We start from the raw sequence: 15,718 nt of genomic DNA on the forward strand, positions 1-15,718 counted from the left end.
CGTTGGCATTTGAAGATCATCGGCTAGGCGGGCGAGTGGCGTGCTCGTGGGCGGGCTGACAACGTCTGGCCTGCGCCGAACCCGAAGCGTTGTAACCGTGGGTGTGACGAGATCCTTCGCGGCGGGATTGAAGCAGACGCTGGCCGGTCACCTGACGAAACCTCTGAACCGCCGCGTTCCCAGATGTGTGACTTCCCGGTACCGGCGGAATGCGGGACGCTTCGCAGTGGGAAGGAGCGTCGGATGACTGGGATGGCGCCCGCAGGCCTTGGACGCGGAGGGGCATCCGTGCGACCGGGCCGTTGCCGGGGCCGCCGGATGCACCGAGGATGCACTGGGGAGTGGGTTCCACAGATGCATGCTGGACGCAACATGGCGGGTGCGGCGGCGGCCTATCAACGCCAGATCACCGGCTGCTCGCCGGCCTGGGACTACCGCGTCACCTGCGGGCGTCTGCAAGCGGATTTCGACGGCCTACGCGCCGGCATCCTCTTAGATGCCAAGTACTTCGCCCCTAATGGGCTTTTCATGCGGGCGGCGTCTACCCTGGCCGGTCGGGCCAACCGAATGAACGTGCGTTTCGCGCTTCGATGGGTGCATAGGATGCTTGCACAGGCAAGGCGGGAACAGGAGGTGGCGCGCCGCGCCGGGCTCCCATTGGAATGGCACGTGGCGAGCCGCGAAGCCACCGCCGAACTCGCGCGGCTGCTCGCGTGCAACGGAATCAACGGTATCCGGGTGCGCTATACCGCTCCCCGGTGACACCCTCACCAACCGGGTGCAGCGACGCGAAGAAATCGACGAGCGCGTCGACTCCACGCAACAGGGTCGGAAGGTGAGTGCTCTCGTCGGCGGCATGCATGTTGTCGTCGGGAAGTCCAAATCCCATGAGCACGGGTACGGCGCCGAGTTGCTCCTCAATCATCGACACCGCGGGAATCGTTCCTCCCGAACGCACTAAGCGGGGACGTTCACCGAACGCCCTTGCGAGCGAGTTCGCGGCGGCTGCCAATACGGGACGATCGACCGGTATCGTCGCCGGGGAAGTCGCGGTCAGCGTCGTCACCTCGGCCGTGACCGCGGACGGTATGTGGTGGGCAACAAACGCCCGCAACAGCTCAGCTATCCGCATGGGCTGCTGATCGGGAACCAATCGCACGTTGGTCACGGCGCGGGCCTGGGCTGGAATTGCGCTGCGATTGCCCGGACCGACATGTCCACCGGTGATACCGGTGACGTTGAGAGCGGGGCGGATGGTGATCCGTTCGCACGCCGAGAAGCCGGTCTCGCCCCAAAGCCGGGGTACGCCAGAGGCTCGCCGAATGGCCGTGGAATCGGAAGCGCATGCGCCGTCGCGGCCGCGCCGTGCCGGGGGGGCGACGTCGTCGTAGAAGCCGTCAATGGTAATCCGGCCACTACGATCGTGTAGCGCCGCAACAATGTTCGATAGCGCGTGGACCGGGTTGAGGACTGCGCCGCCAAATGCTCCCGCATGTAGATCGGTCGCCGGGCCGCGCACCACAATGCGGGCGGAAAGGGACCCGCGAAGACCGACCGTCAGCGCAGGCTGATCGGGTCCCGGCATACGGGTGTCGGAAATGACCGCTATCTCACAATCGAGCTCGCGTCGGTGAATAGAAAGCCATTCCCGAAGGCCGGGGCTGCCGATCTCTTCGGCGCCGTCGAGCACCACGGTCACGTCGACCGGTAGAGGACCGACTAGGCTGAGCGCCTCGACCGCGTGTAGGTGGGTCAGCAGCTGCCCTTTGTCGTCGGATGCGCCGCGGGCGAACAACCGGTCGCCGCGGACCTGCGGTTCGAATGGAGGCGAGCGCCATGCCGACAGAGGAGTGGCGGGCTGCACATCGAAGTGGCCATAGAGGAGCGCATGAGGATACCCGGCGCGGCGTTGCGACCGGGCGACAACCAGCGGCTGCCCACCGGCTCGATCGATCGTGACGTCGCGAAACGGTGGTACCGAGTATCTTTGTGCCAGCCAGCTGGCGCACGCCCGCACATCCCGCCGATGCCTCGGATCCGAACTGACGGAGGGGAACCGGCAGCACGCGATGGCGTCGCGTAGGAGGTACGCCGCTCGTCCGGCGGGAACCCGGCGCTGTAAGCCGACATAGTGAATCATCGGATGTTCGCGGCGATCCACCTGAGATGGCGAGTGCTGAGCAGCACTGCCGAGTTGCCAGTTGTATGGCCGCCGACGTGCACACCCACGAGGACACGGCCGCCCATGGACGGATGGCGTTTGATCCACACGGGGCTACCGCTGTGGCCCGGGCAGGTGTCGTTGCGGTACGTGAGCATGCCTTGCCCGAGAGAGACCGTCCTATCGAACGACCGGTACTGAGAGGTTCCGCAAATCAGCCGATTTCGGGGTGGGCCCAAGTCGGAGTTCCGGCAGGTGCCCCCCGCGCGGCAACGAAATCGCCGGGCGGCCGGCATGTCGGCTGGATATCCGGAGAGATTCACTCGCAGGACTCCTGCCGCCAATGGAAGCCGAGCCGACATGGAGGTGCCCGTCGAATCGAACGGCCTGACCGTGTGCCGGCTGGTCCAGAATCCGACTGTCGACCCGATCGGATCAACTAGTCGAAGGATGCCGATGTCGGTCGGGCCAGCCGGCGCGTACCCCGGATACAGCAAGATCCCCGACCCCCTGGTAGCCGGCAGCGGTTCCAGTGACCCGTTCCTGCCGGGAATAACACGGATCCGTGCCGCCACGTTACCGGCGAGGCAGTGGCCTGCGGTGAGAACCGTGCGCGGGCCGATCAGAGTCCCGCTACACATCGCCCACCCGGATAATTCCAGGTTGCAGATGTAGCGGAACGGGGCCCGAGTGGTGGCCGTAGTGAGGCGCCGGCTGTCGGCGCCCACGATGAGGCGTTCGCCGCCGTACTGTTCTCCGGCGCGACAGCTCCCGGAGCAGCCGCAGGCGCCGGACCGGGTCGAGCGGGCCACCGGGGCGGTCACAGCCGCGCCTGTCCGTTGGCGGCCGCGACCTGCAGCGTGTGGCGACGGCCCTCGAACGGCAACACGCGACCGGTTGGGCGGCGGCCGGCGACACCGATCGCCTGCGCGCTGGTCAGCCACTCCTCGGCGTACTCGGCAATCTCGAGCAGCAGGGTTTCGAATTCGGCGCGGCCGCGGTTCAGTATGTGTGGCTGGGCGAGCCACCGGAGAATTTCTCGCCCCGATACCGCCATGCGTTGCCGAGGGGAGGTGATGACCCGCTCCCGGAAGTACCGGATCAGTACTTCTTCGACGACGTCCCATGCGTTGTCGGCGCCGAACAGACGCTTCACATCGTCGGCCTCGAGTATCCGGAATGCCTCATCGAGCAGCTGCATGACCTCCACCCGCAGCACGTTGAGATGACCGAATGAACTGAACTTGAGGTTGTTGCGTAGGTCGAGCCCGGCGCGACGGACGATAGCGACGCTGCCGAAACTGGGATCGTGCGACCGTTCGCGGATGACATCGCTAACGCGCTTATCGCGCCAGAAGAGCGCCACTTGGTTGACGAAATGACCGAATTGAGGATGGAAGTCGGCGTTGACGCGGGCGCCGGTAGGCACAATTGCGGTGCCATAGCCGAGCACCCGGCGGTACGCCGCGTGGCGGTCGCGTTGCGTGTAACGGAGCACCTCGCGACGATCGAACTGGTACAGGCCATAGGCGCCGGCGCCACCGGATAGCCGCACCGTGCCCGCTCTGAATAGTTCCTGCAACTTGCGGATGACCCGGAATACTCCGATGCGTTCGTGCTGAAAGATGTAGTAAAGATCGCCGACCGCGATCACCCGCTCAGAAGTGACCGATTCGTCGTAGGGCGTAACGCCCTGCGGGATGCGCGTAGACCCGAGATCGGGTGCTGCTTCAGGGCCGAGGCCGATCAGCGCCGCCAGGCCCTTGTCCGGTGGTGGCGGCGCGCTGCGGTCGGCCTCGACCGTCGCCTGGAACAGGTTGTCGACCTGTTTGATCAAAGCCTCGGACAGTTGAGGATTCGCGATCAGCTCTGTACCCAATCGTGAGGTCAACTCGCGACGCAGGGCGGCAACGCGGTCCTGGAGTGCCTGGTACTCCTGCTCGGTAGCCATCGGTGACTTCTCCTAAGCTCTCACTGTTGTCGCCGGCGGTTAGGCTCGGTGTACTTGACCCGCGAGTTCTGCCACCCTGCTTAGGTAGCCGCGAGTTTCGGTCAACGGTTGCCTGACACGCGGATGCCGCAATCCGGCGGGCATGCTCTGGTCGGCCAGGGCGTCGATCAGCGCGTCGGTCAGATCCGCCAACTGCCGGGCGGTGCCTATGATGGCCCCTACTCCTCGGCGGCCGCCGTCTTGAGCCAACTGTGGTGCTTCCCCTGTCGTGAATGACCTTATCCAGGAAAGCAGTTCGGACACCAGCATGCGGCGGCCCTTGCCGATACGGAACGCGGTGACCGAACGCTCGGCAGGTCCGACGAACACCGAATCCATAGCGGCCTCTACCTCGTCGACCGATTCGGCGACGACCTGTAAGGCGTTCGACAGCAGCACCAGCCGTGTGCCAAGGTCGCGGCCGAACTGGCTGTCGCGGAATGTCGTCCAGCTCTGTTCGACGGTGTTGATGTAATCACGCACCAGAAGGAAGTCTGAGAATGCCCTTTCCTCATCAATGGTGTTGACCAGCTCCCGGCGTAGTCCGTAAACGTCGCCCAGGTATCCGAGCATCCCGCCGGGAACCCGCCGGTTGTCGAGGCCGAAGACTTCCTGACGCAGGAGCAGGTTGAAGAATTCGTCAACACGAATTATCCGTGGCCCGCCCTCGATGCCAAGCTCGTCTACCAGCGCGTTGAATTGTGTCTGGACGATCGACCTGGCCGCCGCCATCTCCTCCACGTCGGCGTCCGGACGCAACGGCTTGAGGCTCTGCAACAACGGCAGCGACGCGGCGAGAGCCTCGCGGGCGCGTGCGTACAGGCTTGCCTGGAAACCGGTGACTCCACCGCCAAGTTCCGTTTGACCGACGTAAGAGCGGGCCCGCCAGCTGACCATGGTCTGGCCGTCAACCGCCTTGATTTCGAATGACTGGTTTAATGCCGCGAGAAATGCCTTACTGTCGGTGTATTTCGGCAGCCGGCCCAGCGTCTGGCGCATCGCGGTGTCGACGAGCCGTTGTGCAGCCACCGTGCCGGGCGCCCCACCTGACGTGGCCGGCGCGCCGTCTGTGTCCGACACCAACATCGGATACGCGGTCAGGTTGTCTACACCGCCGCGGATTCCCCGAAGGCTGAACGACGGGCCGACCTCGATGTCGGTGACGGATTCAATGTCGCCGAGCACCTCGGTGATCATGTCCCGGATTTCCTCGAGCAGTAACCGGCAGTTCGTCACCTCGGCGCCGTCGGTGGGTTTCGCGGCGTCACCGAAAAGTCCGTTGAATCGCGGTATTAAGCCGAGCATCGGCGGCATGTTCGGGTCCGTCGTCCCGCTACTCAAGGCCGCACCCGCATTCCCGAAGGTCAGGCGGGCAGTCTCCAGGGCGCCTTTGGCAGTGCCGCTCGCCGGTATTCCGCTGGCGGCACCGCCGATCGACGTGGCCAAGGCGACCGCGTCAGTTTGCAATTCCGACACCTGGGCTGCCAGCACTGGGGAGCCGACCCTTAGTGCCTCGGCGAGGATGCTGAACTGCTCGGCTAGCTCGCCGAATTTGGCCGATAGCGAACTCAAACTCGTCTGTGCGAAGTCGTAGATCATTGTGAGCCGCCTCCGTCACAGATGTAATCGTCGATTGCTTCCACACCATTCCAGGCCTCGGCGGCCGCCCGCAGGAGAGCGCAGAGCAGGGCATGCGGTGATGTACCCGGGGCAGCGTTATCGCGTTGCGTCACCAAGTTAAACGTACCGTTCAGCCGGCTGCCGACGGCAGCGAAGAACGACCGCAACTGGTAGGCGAACGCCTCTTCGAAAGACTCGGTGTCCGAGCACAGATGCGTTCGGGCAGATTTCGAGTAGGCCTGCTGAGCTTCCACCTCCGCCCTGGTGTCCTGCAGACTCTCTACCACGTCGGACAGGGGAAGCCGGGCCAGTTCCTTGGCGAGCGCGGCCGCCACCGCAGCGTCCACTTCCTTCACCGTGTTCGCCAGCGGGCCCGCTACGATAGCGAAGATGTCACCTTTAGCGGGCTCCGGTTGGCTGCCGCTGACTTCGGCATCGACTTCGGTAATCCGTTGTTCGGCAACGGTTACAGGCCCTTCTGTTCTAGCCAAGAGATGTTCGACTAATCCGCTGAACTCGACCCAGGTGTCGTAGAGGGCGCGGTGAACTCGGTGGTAGGGCGCATCGATGTCTTCGATAGCGACACGCGAGGATTCCGCCCACCTCTTAGTTTCCGAAGAGCGGCTGATTCGTGCCAACGCATGACCGACATCGAAAGTCTTGACCCGTTCCTGGTAGCTCTCAACGATGTCGAGCCATGCGTCATGCGCTTCGGCGAGACGCGCGCGCCACTCGTTGTGCTGGTTGTTCTCTGCGGCCTCAACCGCCGCATCGGCGTTCGGGCTCATTCGATCGGCGGCCTGCGCCTCGATCATCTCGAGGGCCCCCACGCAAGGTTCAACCGGTTGCGGCGGACTCGGATTGTCGCCTAGCACTGCGCGTGCTGCCGAGATGGATGATTGAAAGTCCGAGATCGCCTGTTGAAGTGGATGAAAGGGGCTTTGTGGCGCCATAGCTCACCTCCTGGCCAAGTGCCGATAGAAGTTGGTCGTCACGACGTCGGGTGACGCGAGGCGACGGTCTAGCGCGAATCGAGCAGCGCCTATCAGGAATCGCTCTGGAACGACACCGGGATCGGTCGCGGTAGCCAGCCGGCGTGCGGCCTCCTCAATCATTTGTTGCTCCTTGGTCTCGAACCGCAGCACCTGCGCGACGGCTCTGCCGCCGAGCGAAGGAAACGGTGTGAAACACATCGCATCGACGACGATGCGGTGCGCCCGGTCGAACGTCGCGAGAATCGGCACGGGAATAGTGCCCCCTCGCACCGTGGGATACATGCGGGTCCAGATCGCTCGAAGCTGCCGCTCGTCCTGGTGAAAACCCAACCGATGCAGTAATTCCAATGATAGGTACGCGCGCAGATAGGGTGTGGGGTGCGGACCGCGCCGCGAGTACGCGACGACTGTGGCTGGGCTGCGGGCGATGACGTCGTAGAGCGATGCCACCACCGCGGGACCGCCCAGCAGGACGCCGCACATGTCGGCGAACGACTCACGGTTCCAACGCACCCATACCGCCGCTACCGTCGGTGGTATGCCGGCTTCCAGTAACCGCGCCCGCACCGCATCGGGAATTGCGGCCGCCAGCCCGAGATCGTTCTGCAGGTTGTGCGCAACCTCGTGCAGGATCGCCCCGAGGGTCCACGGATTTGTGAGCCGGTGATAGGGCAGCTGGATTAATGGGAACGGGTTGAGCCGACGACCCAACCGCCGCATCGGAATTCCGCGCCGAAACGTCGCGGGCGAGAACCCTGTACGCATGTAGCAGAACGCCTGTGGCGCCGGCACGGACCGATTGGTGCCGATGCCCAGATACGCGTACTGATAGCAGTCGAGTGCAATGCGATCGCATCCGACGAGCCACGACCCGAATCGGGACTGACGTTGGCCGAACAACTCAAAATAGAAGTCCCAGATCTGCTCGACGCGCCGAGCGGCCAGATGAGTGCGCTCCTTATGGGCCGCCATTCTGCGCATGTTGCGGGAACTCGGCTCGTTCACCGTAGCCCGGGTCAGCACACGGAGGTCGCGGACGCGCCGGGCGAGGTCGTCGCGCAGAACCGAGAGAAGCTCGTTGGCCGCCTCGATGTGCCCCTCGCTGGGCGCCTCGACTCCACTGCCGAATTCGTCGCGGCTGAAGGGGCGTAACGCCTCGCTGTAGCGGTCCGCGTTGTCAGACTGAACCCTCACCCACGTCAACAACTCCCGGGGAACGGGAGTGTCGCCGCGTCTGGCTCGGGATGCAGCCCTCGAACCATTGGGCGAGTAGGTCGCCGCAGTACTCGACATTTCGCGTGCCTTCGGTGGCGAAGCGGACCGTTATGTGCGCTATCGCATGACCGGCGCGCGGACGAGTTGCCGGGGGGCCCCCGGGCGGGGTCGCGGTGAGGTACCCGCCAGTCCGGCCGGTCGTGCGACGCGCCGCGTCATCACCACGTTCCGCTGCAAGCTTTGAGCGGCGGTGCGCGGGTTGGTGAGCACTCGCCGCGTCTGGACTGCCATCACCCGCCCAGCCACCCTCGGGGTGACCGGAAGGCCGGTGGCCGAGCGACGCGCAAGAACCGTCCCGGACCTACGCACGATGGTCGGAATCGCCCGAACAGCGGGCCGGGTTGCTCGCCGGCGTCGAAGAATGCGAGTCAACACGGCCGTTCCGCGGACCATATGCGGAAGCAGCCGCGCCAACGCGCGCCGATCGCGAGGGGACAATGCGTGGATGGTGGCAGCACCGATGTAGGCCTCGGCCTCAGCCTCGCTTTGAACCCTACTGGCGGCGGCTGCGAGCGCTTCGGCCGACGCCTGTGCCGGCGTTGGGCGCGCCTCCCACTCGCCCTCTAACTCGTACTCGCCCTCATACTCGAGCTCGGCCTCCCGCAGCACCCGTGATGTGATGGTGCGCGCGACCATTCCCGCGGCCGGGCCACCGATCGCGCCGGCGATCGCCGGCACCGCGGCCCGGGCAATCTGTCGAAAGACAGGATTCCGGACGATGCGACGTATCCGACGGACGAACTCTTCGCCTTCGAGTTCGTATTCTTCTTCGAACTCTCCCTCGAGCTCGAACTCTTGTTCGTACTCGCCTTCGAACTCGCCTTCGAGTTCGAATTCTTCTTCGAACTCTCCCTCGAGCTCGAACTCTTGCTCGTATTCACCTTCGAGCTCGCCCTCGAATTCATCTTCGAACTCTTCTTCGAATTCGCCCTCGAGTTCGGTTTCCAGCTCGCGGTCGCGTGTCTGCATTGGGGTCTCCTTTGAACAGCGGCATGGCACTGTGGAGCCCATTCAAAGTGGGGGTGCACGGCAGCGACAGTCACGCTTGTCGAGGAGTCAATCCGAACTCCCTCGATCATGTGTCCCCCATTGGGGGGACTAGTCCCCGGCGAGTAGTGCTCGCTACCATGGGCGAGGCTGTTGCAACCGGGACAGGCGCACATGGCAGGTTCACACCGACCATAATGACGTGCAGATCGACATGTTCTTATTGCGTTGCGGGACGCAGTCGATTGGGGGGAGGTTCGTGTGAGCGAGCCCATCGTGGACTATTCAGAACCCCGTGCAAATCGCATCACCCTTACGGCCGTATCCGCAGAAGAAATTTCCCTTCGGAAACTCATGGATCAAATCTCCACGGCGGTGGCTGCAATTGGCGAGACGGCTGTCAATCCTCAGCAAATGGATCAACAACTGTTGCTCGACACGGCTATCGGTAATGCGAGGTACGTACTGCTGCGCTTACCACTGGACGGGGGTGATCGCCTCAATGGCCTCAACCTCAGCCCGCGCGAGCTCGAAATCGCCAGGATGGTCGCTAAAGGCCTCACCAATAAGAGCATCGCCCGAGTACTCGACATAAGCCTGTGGACCGTTTCGACGCACCTTCGGCGAGTCTTCACCAAGCTGGGAGTCGGAACCAGGGCGGCAATGGTGGCCCGCCTCTTGGAAGAGGACAGCATCGTGGGTGACGCGTTGCACCACTCGGAACGCGCGATATGGACGACTCGAGGGCGGTCCGTCGAATAACAGGACGCGGTCGTGCTCACGGAGGCGCTTGACGCTTCGCGGCAGTAAGTCAGTTCTAGTCCGTTGAGACCTCCTTCGGGGCTCAACCGGGGATGGACAGCTCCTCGTCCACGGCGCAGTATCGAATCCACCTGGCCCGTCACGTCGACTGCCCGTCACGGCGGCCGGGCGGACGGGCGTGAGTCGAGGAGGAGTCATGCCCACGACGGATTCAACCTTCTACCGCAGCCCGAGCGCGGCCGTCGCGGCAGCCCCCGAGCAGGTCGCCTATGTCGCGGCGTTCGACCCGGCCGGCCGGCGCAATGATGCGCTGGCCGTGCTGGACTGCGACGAGAGCTCGGTGACCTACGGCAACGTGGTCGGCTGGTCGGAGTTGCCGACGGCGGGCAATGAGCTGCACCACTTCGGCTGGAACGCCTGCTCGAGCGCGCTGTGTCACGACGGCCACGCCGGCCACCTGGAGCGCCGGTACCTGCTCGTGCCGGGCCTGCGCTCGTCGACGATCTATGTCCTCGACACCAAGCCGGATCACCGCCACCCGGTGGTGACGCACACGATCGACGCCGGTGAACTCGCCGCCAAGGCCGGGTACTCCCGGCCGCACACCGTGCACTGCGGGCCGGACGGCATCTACCTGTCGGCGCTGGGCGGGGCGGACGGCGCCGACGGTCCCGGCGGCGTGGCCCTGATCGACCACGACACGTTCGAGGTAATCGGAGCGTGGGAGCACGACCGCGGCCCGCAGACGCTGGCCTATGACGTGTGGTGGCACCTGAACTACGACACCGTGATCACCTCGGAGTGGGCGAGCCCGTCGATGTTCGAGAAGGGAATCAACCCCGAGGACCTCCTCGGACGCAGATTCGGCCATCACCTGAACTTCTGGAGCATGTCTGGGCGCACACTGACCCAGCGCATCGACCTGGGCGACGCCCATCAGATGGTGCTCGAACTGCGTCCGGCGCACGACCCGTCGAAGGCGTGGGGATTCGTCGGCGTCGTGGTCAGCGTCGAGGACCTGTCGGCTTCGGTGTGGTTGTGGCGCCGGACGGATGACGAGTGGGTCGCCACCAAGGTGATCACCATTCCGGCCGAGCCGGCGGACCCCGAGGACCTGCCTCCGTTGTTCCGGCCGTTCGGCGCGGCGCCCCCGCTGGTCTCCGACATCGACCTGTCCGTCGACGACCGATGGCTCTATGTGAGTTGTTGGGGCACCGGTGAACTCAAGCAGTACGACGTGGCAGACCCATTCCATCCGCGCGAGACGGCGTCGCTGCGCCTCGGCGGAATGGTCCGTCGTGAGCCACACCCGGCCGCTCCGGAGCTGCCGCTCGGCGGGGGCCCGCAGATGGTGGAGATCAGCCGCGACGGCCGACGCGTGTACCTGACCAATTCGCTGTACGCCGCGTGGGACGACGCGGTCTACCCCGAGGGGGTGGGGGCGTGGATGGCCAGGCTCGACGCCGACACCGTCTCCGGCGGACTGGTGACAGACAACCGGTTCTTTCCGCACGGCGACGACTTCCGCGGGATGCGGGTGCATCAGACCCGGCTGCAGGGCGGCGACGCGTCCAGCGACTCGTACTGCTACACCAACTGACCCGTTGTTCGGTTCGCAGTGAGATCTGCACAATTCCCACGAGTCGCGGCCCGATGTGCTTACGGTGGCGTCAGTGCTCGGCGGCACGGTGAAGGAGTCGATGCATGTCGCGGTCATCTCACGCCATACGAACCACACTGATTGCGGCCATGGGCGCCGCCGGCTTGCTCCTGGGAGGCGCCTCTCCGGCGTCCGCTCAACCCGCTCCGCCTCCTCCGCCGCCGCCCGGGTGTACGGCGGGTGACCTGGCCCAGGCGTCGGGCACGGTCGGGACGGCGATGGCGGGTTACCTGTTCACCCATCCGGAGGTCAACAACTTCTTCACCAGCCTGCGCGGGCTGCCCAACGAAGAGGTCCGCGGCAGAGTGCAGGACTACATGACCGCCAACCGCCAGGTCGAGGCGGAGATCAACGGGATCCGCCAGCCGCTGACCGAGCTGCGGAGTCGGTGCGATGCGCCCGCGCCGGCGGGACCGCTCGGCCCGCCGTGACGTCCGCGTTTCGCGGGTCAGCGCCCGCGGTGAGGAAGTGACACGATGAATATCCGGACACGGACACTTGCCGCCGCGGCGGCCAGTGTCTTTGCGTTCGTGGCGATCCCGGGTGCAGTTCTCATCATTCAGCCGCCCGGTGTCGCCGACGCCGACGTGTGTGCCAGCGTCGGCCGCCGCGTGTCGGTGAGTGGGTGCGCCAATATCGCCGATGCGGTGGCGCCGTATGTTCCACCGCCGGCGTATTACGCTCCCATGCCGTATGACCCACCGCCCCCGCCGAATGTCAGCGGATGCGTCAGCTACAACGGCAGATGGGTGAATGCGGGCGGGTGCAACTAGGTGCGGCTGACCCAGTTGCCCGCGGCCTTGGCATGACCTCGGCGAATCCCTTGCCGACACGTCGTACGCCCGTGGCGGCCGTCATGTCCAGGCGCGGTCACGCCAGCGCCAGGCGCTGTCGCGCAAGAACTCCTCCAGGCGGCGTGGCGGGCGGCCGAGCAGTCGGTGCACGTCGTCGGTGATCGGCTGATTCCGACCCATGCGCGTCAGCGTGTAGACACCCGACATGAATCCGATGCTGTCCCAGCCGACACCCCGCTTCCGCAGTCGGCGCGCGAAGTTGAGCAGAGATGGGTCGGTGTACCGCACCGGTCGCCCCAGCGCATCGGTGAGCGCCGCGGCCACCTCAACCATGCTCAGCGCCTCCGAACCGGTCAGGTGGTAGACGGCATTCTGATGGCCTTCCGGCTGCTGAAGTACCGACGCGGCCACCTCGGCGGCATCCCGCGCGTCGATGAACGTGGTCCGACCGCGACCGGCCGGAATGAACAGTTCACCGCGGTCGGCGATGTCGACGCCGTGGGTGGAGACAGAGCGGTGCAGATTCTGCATGAAGAAGCTGCACCGCAGAATGGTCGTGGCCATGCCGCTGTCCCGCAGCGTGGCCTCCACCGTGGAGTGCGGGATGAAGCGCACCCGGTCGGCGCCGAACACCGAAACATAGACGACGCGCGAGCATCCCGCCCGTTGCGCGGCGTGTGCGAACGGCACGATCGCGTCGCGGGCGGCCTTGTTGCCGGGCAGCGGGAACAACAGGAACAACGTCGTCACCCCGGCCAACGCCGGTCCCCAGCTCGACCGCTCGAAGAAGTCGAGCGACACCACCTCGGCCGAGGTGCCCCGCGCCCGCAACGTATCCGGATGCCTACTCCCGATGCGCCACGCGAGGTCGGGGACGGCGTTGAGAAGGTCGACCAGCTCCGTGCCCACGTTGCCCGTGGGGCCGGTGATCAGCAGCAACGGGTCACGCCGAGGCGGCCAGCGCCTGCCGGTCCTCGTCGGCGAAGGTGTCCTCCAGCTGCAGCGGCGTGTAGTCGACGTCGATCTCGCCCAGCGGGCGGCCCCGTGCGCTGCTGATCGTGCCGAACCGCCGCATGCCCTTGTCGGCGGCGTACTGCTGGAACTCATCCATCGACAGCCCGAACGGAATCTCCTCGTACAGCGCGAACGCGTCCTCGGTGTTCTTCAGCGCCAACGGGATCAGCTCGTTCATCCGGGTCTCGAACACCGACCAGTTGGCGTCGTCCGCGGCGACGTGCCTGCGGCAGGTGAACGTGCCCCACGCCATGTGGCGCCGCTCGTCGTCCCCGATGCGCCGCACCAGCTCCTGCATACCGGGCAGGATCCCGCGATCCACGCAGATGCGGTGCCACGCATAGTATCCCGTCAACGCCATCATGCCCTCGATGACGTGGTTGTAGGTCACCGACGCACGCACCTGCGCGGCCGGCGACGGATCGCCGGCCAGCGCGTCGAGTGATGCGGGCAGCTCTTCGTAGAACATCTGCCGGTAGGCCGGCAGGTCGTCGAGGTATCCCTGCAGATCGCCGGTGATCCCCACCGCGTCGAGCCACATCCGGAACACCTGCGTGTGCTTGGCCTCCTCGAAGGCGAACTGCGTCAGGTACATCTCGTCGCCGAGCCGCCCCTCGGCCCGCATCGCCGCCATGAACGGCTGAATGTCCTGAGTCACCGCCTCCTCACCGGCGATGAACTCGGCGCACAGCCGGGTGGCCCAGTCCCGCTCCAGCTCCGACAGCGACTCCCAGTCGGCCCGGTCGCGGGAGAAGTCGATGTCCGCGGGGTTCCAGAACTTCGCGTTCCCCCCGGCGAACAGCTTGAGCGGCAGGCTGTCCCAGTTGAGTCCGCCGGCGGCCAGCGAGTCCGATCGTGTCCTAGTCATGGGTGAGCACTCCTTCTGTCGTCGTGGGGCTGACGGGTGGTGGGGCGGGCGGCGAGAATGCCGCCGCGAGTACGGCGATGTAGCGGCGGATCACCAGCGCCGGCTGGTCGGGCGACAGTTCGTCGAGCCCGAGCACGGGGTCCATCCCCCGCACGTATGGCGCCAGCGCGAGGTGGGGCAGGATCATCAGCAGCAGCGACAGCAGGGCGTCGGTGTCCGCGTCGGCGCGCAGGTCGCCGCGGGTGCGCGCGGTCTGCACGAGGGGCCGCAGCACCTCGAGGTAGTGGCGGTAAACGACGGCCCGCACGCTGACCCGGGGTTCGGTGTCGACCTCGAAGCTGGCGGCGGCGTGCAAGGCCCGCTCGCGGGGATGGTCGGCGAAGTAGGCGACCCAGGCGTCGAGCAGATCGGTGAGGAACCCGAAGAACTCCCGGTCGGGGCCGAGGTCGCGGATCCGCTCCTCCATATAGGCGCGAACGCGTTGACTCGCCACGTCGGTGACGAAGGCGTAGAGATCGCGCTTGTCGGCGAAGTACTGGAACAGGCTGCCCTTGGCCACGCCGGCGCGGCGGGCGATGACGTTGAGGCTGCCCCGCGAGAAACCGTGCGCGGCGAACTCCGACTCCGCGGCCGCCAGCACCGCGGCGCGGCGTTCCCCGTCGAGACGAGACCACGTCACCGTCGGCATGGATGCCTCCTCCGGGGCGGTTATGACCACTGGTCATATTACTGTGAGCCACCTCACAGTCAAGTGTCGAGCTGAAACGAGACAGGCCAGGACCGGAGTCCTGGCCTGCCGTCGTCGATGTCGGGTCAGGTGGTCGCTTCCCCCATCGCCGCCCGGCGATCCGCCTCGGAGAACGCCGCGGGCTCGCGGCGCCGCATCCGCCCGACCATGTCGCGGGCTATGTCGGTGACCGCCCGGGTGGCGTCGTAGTCGGCGTCGTCGTAGGTGATCGAGGTGGCCTCGGCGATCCCCATCCGCCCGCCGACGTGGACGGCGTCCATGTTCGCGCCGATGAAGACGAACTGCCACTGCCACTGGTCGCGCTGTTGGGTGATCAGTGTGCGCACCGCCGACCACGTCCACTCGTGGCTGGCGTTCTCCATCCCGTCGGTCATGATCAGGCAGATCACCTGGCCGGGCCGCCGCTCCTCGGGCAGCCCCGCCAGGTGCGCGCCCACTTCGGTGATGAACTTGCCGGCGGCGTCGAGCAGCGCGGTCCGTCCGCGCGGCTCGACGACGAACTCGGGCACGTCGGCGATCGGGACGCACTCATACAGGCGTTCGTAGACGGTGTCGAACTGGGCCAGGGTCAGATAGCACTCACCCGGCAGCCCCCGCTGCTCGTTGATCAGTTCGCGCCACCCGTCCTCGGTGGCCTGTTTCGACGTCTGCATCGACCCCGAGCGGTCGAGCAGGGCAGCAAGCAGAGTGACATCCGGATTCGTCATGGGACCTCCCGCGGTGGACGACGTTGCTGAGGGGTCCGGCTTCGTGGGCGAGGGGGCCAGGGTCGGCCATCATGGGGCCGCCGTTGCTCGATACCGCCACCGGCATCGCGGTGCTGTGCGGCCCCGCGACGATGAGG

The 15,718-nt window shown here is 65.8% G+C and carries 16 protein-coding genes; 5 read left to right on the top strand and 11 right to left on the bottom strand.

The genetic code is table 11. The features are described from left to right. The first annotated feature begins 372 nt into the window (after positions 1-372). On the top strand, positions 373-762 hold the full coding sequence (locus tag E4P42_RS04625) for a Tox-REase-5 domain-containing protein (RefSeq protein WP_167759360.1): 390 nt from the start codon (positions 373-375) through the stop codon (positions 760-762). On the opposite strand, the gene E4P42_RS04630 is transcribed toward E4P42_RS04625, so the two are convergent. From E4P42_RS04630 to E4P42_RS04655, 7 genes are all read right to left on the bottom strand, one after another. Then, complete coding sequence (locus E4P42_RS04630; protein WP_135123502.1) at positions 725-2,161, bottom strand: M20/M25/M40 family metallo-hydrolase; 1,437 nt, start codon at positions 2,159-2,161, stop codon at positions 725-727. The genes E4P42_RS04625 and E4P42_RS04630 overlap by 38 nt on opposite strands. Then, positions 2,137-2,985 carry a trypsin-like serine protease gene (locus tag E4P42_RS27670; RefSeq protein ID WP_167759361.1) on the bottom strand — a complete coding sequence of 283 codons (849 nt, stop codon included), beginning with the start codon at positions 2,983-2,985 and terminating at the stop codon, positions 2,137-2,139. Before E4P42_RS27670 ends, E4P42_RS04630 begins: the two co-directional genes overlap by 25 nt. Further along, positions 2,982-4,112, bottom strand: a complete 1,131-nt coding sequence (locus tag E4P42_RS26910) for a hypothetical protein (RefSeq protein WP_167759362.1) — start codon at positions 4,110-4,112, stop codon at positions 2,982-2,984. The genes E4P42_RS27670 and E4P42_RS26910 overlap by 4 nt, the downstream gene beginning before the upstream one ends. A gap of 39 nt (positions 4,113-4,151) precedes the next feature. Next, complete coding sequence (locus E4P42_RS04640) at positions 4,152-5,750, bottom strand: hypothetical protein (protein ID WP_135123506.1); 1,599 nt, start codon at positions 5,748-5,750, stop codon at positions 4,152-4,154. Next, complete coding sequence (locus E4P42_RS04645; RefSeq protein ID WP_135123508.1) at positions 5,747-6,586, bottom strand: hypothetical protein; 840 nt, start codon at positions 6,584-6,586, stop codon at positions 5,747-5,749. Before E4P42_RS04645 ends, E4P42_RS04640 begins: the two co-directional genes overlap by 4 nt. A gap of 141 nt (positions 6,587-6,727) precedes the next feature. Beyond that, positions 6,728-7,960, bottom strand: a complete 1,233-nt coding sequence (locus tag E4P42_RS04650; protein ID WP_209305693.1) for a hypothetical protein — start codon at positions 7,958-7,960, stop codon at positions 6,728-6,730. Positions 7,961-8,098: 138 nt separating this feature from the next. Continuing rightward, complete coding sequence (locus E4P42_RS04655) at positions 8,099-9,010, bottom strand: hypothetical protein (protein WP_135123512.1); 912 nt, start codon at positions 9,008-9,010, stop codon at positions 8,099-8,101. Positions 9,011-9,289: 279 nt separating this feature from the next. Here E4P42_RS04655 and E4P42_RS04660 point away from each other — a divergent pair, with 279 nt between their 5' ends. From E4P42_RS04660 to E4P42_RS27355, 4 genes are all read left to right on the top strand, one after another. After that, the gene (locus E4P42_RS04660) at positions 9,290-9,790 is read left to right on the top strand and encodes a LuxR C-terminal-related transcriptional regulator (protein ID WP_245233888.1); all 501 of its coding nucleotides are present in this window, start codon (positions 9,290-9,292) and stop codon (positions 9,788-9,790) included. A 196-nt stretch (positions 9,791-9,986) separates the two neighbouring features. Continuing rightward, positions 9,987-11,390, top strand: a complete 1,404-nt coding sequence (locus E4P42_RS04665; protein ID WP_135123514.1) for a selenium-binding protein SBP56-related protein — start codon at positions 9,987-9,989, stop codon at positions 11,388-11,390. A 149-nt stretch (positions 11,391-11,539) separates the two neighbouring features. Next, positions 11,540-11,881, top strand: coding sequence for a heme-binding protein (locus E4P42_RS27565; protein WP_256371143.1), 342 nt, complete (start codon positions 11,540-11,542; stop codon positions 11,879-11,881). A gap of 45 nt (positions 11,882-11,926) precedes the next feature. Beyond that, positions 11,927-12,223 (top strand): hypothetical protein, encoded by a 297-nt coding sequence (locus E4P42_RS27355; protein WP_135123518.1) that lies wholly within the window; start codon positions 11,927-11,929, stop codon positions 12,221-12,223. Between the two features lie 81 nt (positions 12,224-12,304). Here the strand turns inward: E4P42_RS27355 and E4P42_RS04680 are convergent, their stop codons facing one another. The 4 genes from E4P42_RS04680 to E4P42_RS04695 all read right to left on the bottom strand — a co-directional run bounded on the left by E4P42_RS04680 (position 12,305) and on the right by E4P42_RS04695 (position 15,581). Then, positions 12,305-13,183 (bottom strand): NmrA family NAD(P)-binding protein, encoded by an 879-nt coding sequence (locus E4P42_RS04680; protein ID WP_135123520.1) that lies wholly within the window; start codon positions 13,181-13,183, stop codon positions 12,305-12,307. Between the two features lie 4 nt (positions 13,184-13,187). Further along, positions 13,188-14,126, bottom strand: coding sequence for a R2-like ligand-binding oxidase (locus tag E4P42_RS04685; RefSeq protein ID WP_135123522.1), 939 nt, complete (start codon positions 14,124-14,126; stop codon positions 13,188-13,190). Further along, on the bottom strand, positions 14,119-14,814 hold the full coding sequence (locus tag E4P42_RS04690; protein ID WP_135123524.1) for a TetR/AcrR family transcriptional regulator: 696 nt from the start codon (positions 14,812-14,814) through the stop codon (positions 14,119-14,121). Before E4P42_RS04690 ends, E4P42_RS04685 begins: the two co-directional genes overlap by 8 nt. 125 nt (positions 14,815-14,939) lie before the next feature. After that, complete coding sequence (locus tag E4P42_RS04695) at positions 14,940-15,581, bottom strand: VWA domain-containing protein (protein WP_135123526.1); 642 nt, start codon at positions 15,579-15,581, stop codon at positions 14,940-14,942. Positions 15,582-15,718 lie beyond the last annotated feature (137 nt).

This window comes from Mycobacterium sp. PS03-16, assembly GCF_004570325.1.
Classification (GTDB): Bacteria; Actinomycetota; Actinomycetes; order Mycobacteriales; family Mycobacteriaceae; genus Mycobacterium.

Coding starts and splice junctions, on each gene's coding strand:
- E4P42_RS04645 (WP_135123508.1), bottom strand. CDS start 6,586: ATGATCGAGGCGCAGGCCGCCGATCGAATGAGCCCGAACGCCGATGCG.
- E4P42_RS26910 (WP_167759362.1), bottom strand. CDS start 4,112: ATGGCTACCGAGCAGGAGTACCAGGCACTCCAGGACCGCGTTGCCGCC.
- E4P42_RS04665 (WP_135123514.1), top strand. CDS start 9,987: ATGCCCACGACGGATTCAACCTTCTACCGCAGCCCGAGCGCGGCCGTC.
- E4P42_RS04655 (WP_135123512.1), bottom strand. CDS start 9,010: ATGCAGACACGCGACCGCGAGCTGGAAACCGAACTCGAGGGCGAATTC.
- E4P42_RS27355 (WP_135123518.1), top strand. CDS start 11,927: ATGAATATCCGGACACGGACACTTGCCGCCGCGGCGGCCAGTGTCTTT.
- E4P42_RS04695 (WP_135123526.1), bottom strand. CDS start 15,581: ATGACGAATCCGGATGTCACTCTGCTTGCTGCCCTGCTCGACCGCTCG.
- E4P42_RS04690 (WP_135123524.1), bottom strand. CDS start 14,814: ATGCCGACGGTGACGTGGTCTCGTCTCGACGGGGAACGCCGCGCCGCG.
- E4P42_RS04640 (WP_135123506.1), bottom strand. CDS start 5,750: ATGATCTACGACTTCGCACAGACGAGTTTGAGTTCGCTATCGGCCAAA.
- E4P42_RS27565 (WP_256371143.1), top strand. CDS start 11,540: ATGGGCGCCGCCGGCTTGCTCCTGGGAGGCGCCTCTCCGGCGTCCGCT.
- E4P42_RS04625 (WP_167759360.1), top strand. CDS start 373: ATGGCGGGTGCGGCGGCGGCCTATCAACGCCAGATCACCGGCTGCTCG.
- E4P42_RS04685 (WP_135123522.1), bottom strand. CDS start 14,126: ATGACTAGGACACGATCGGACTCGCTGGCCGCCGGCGGACTCAACTGG.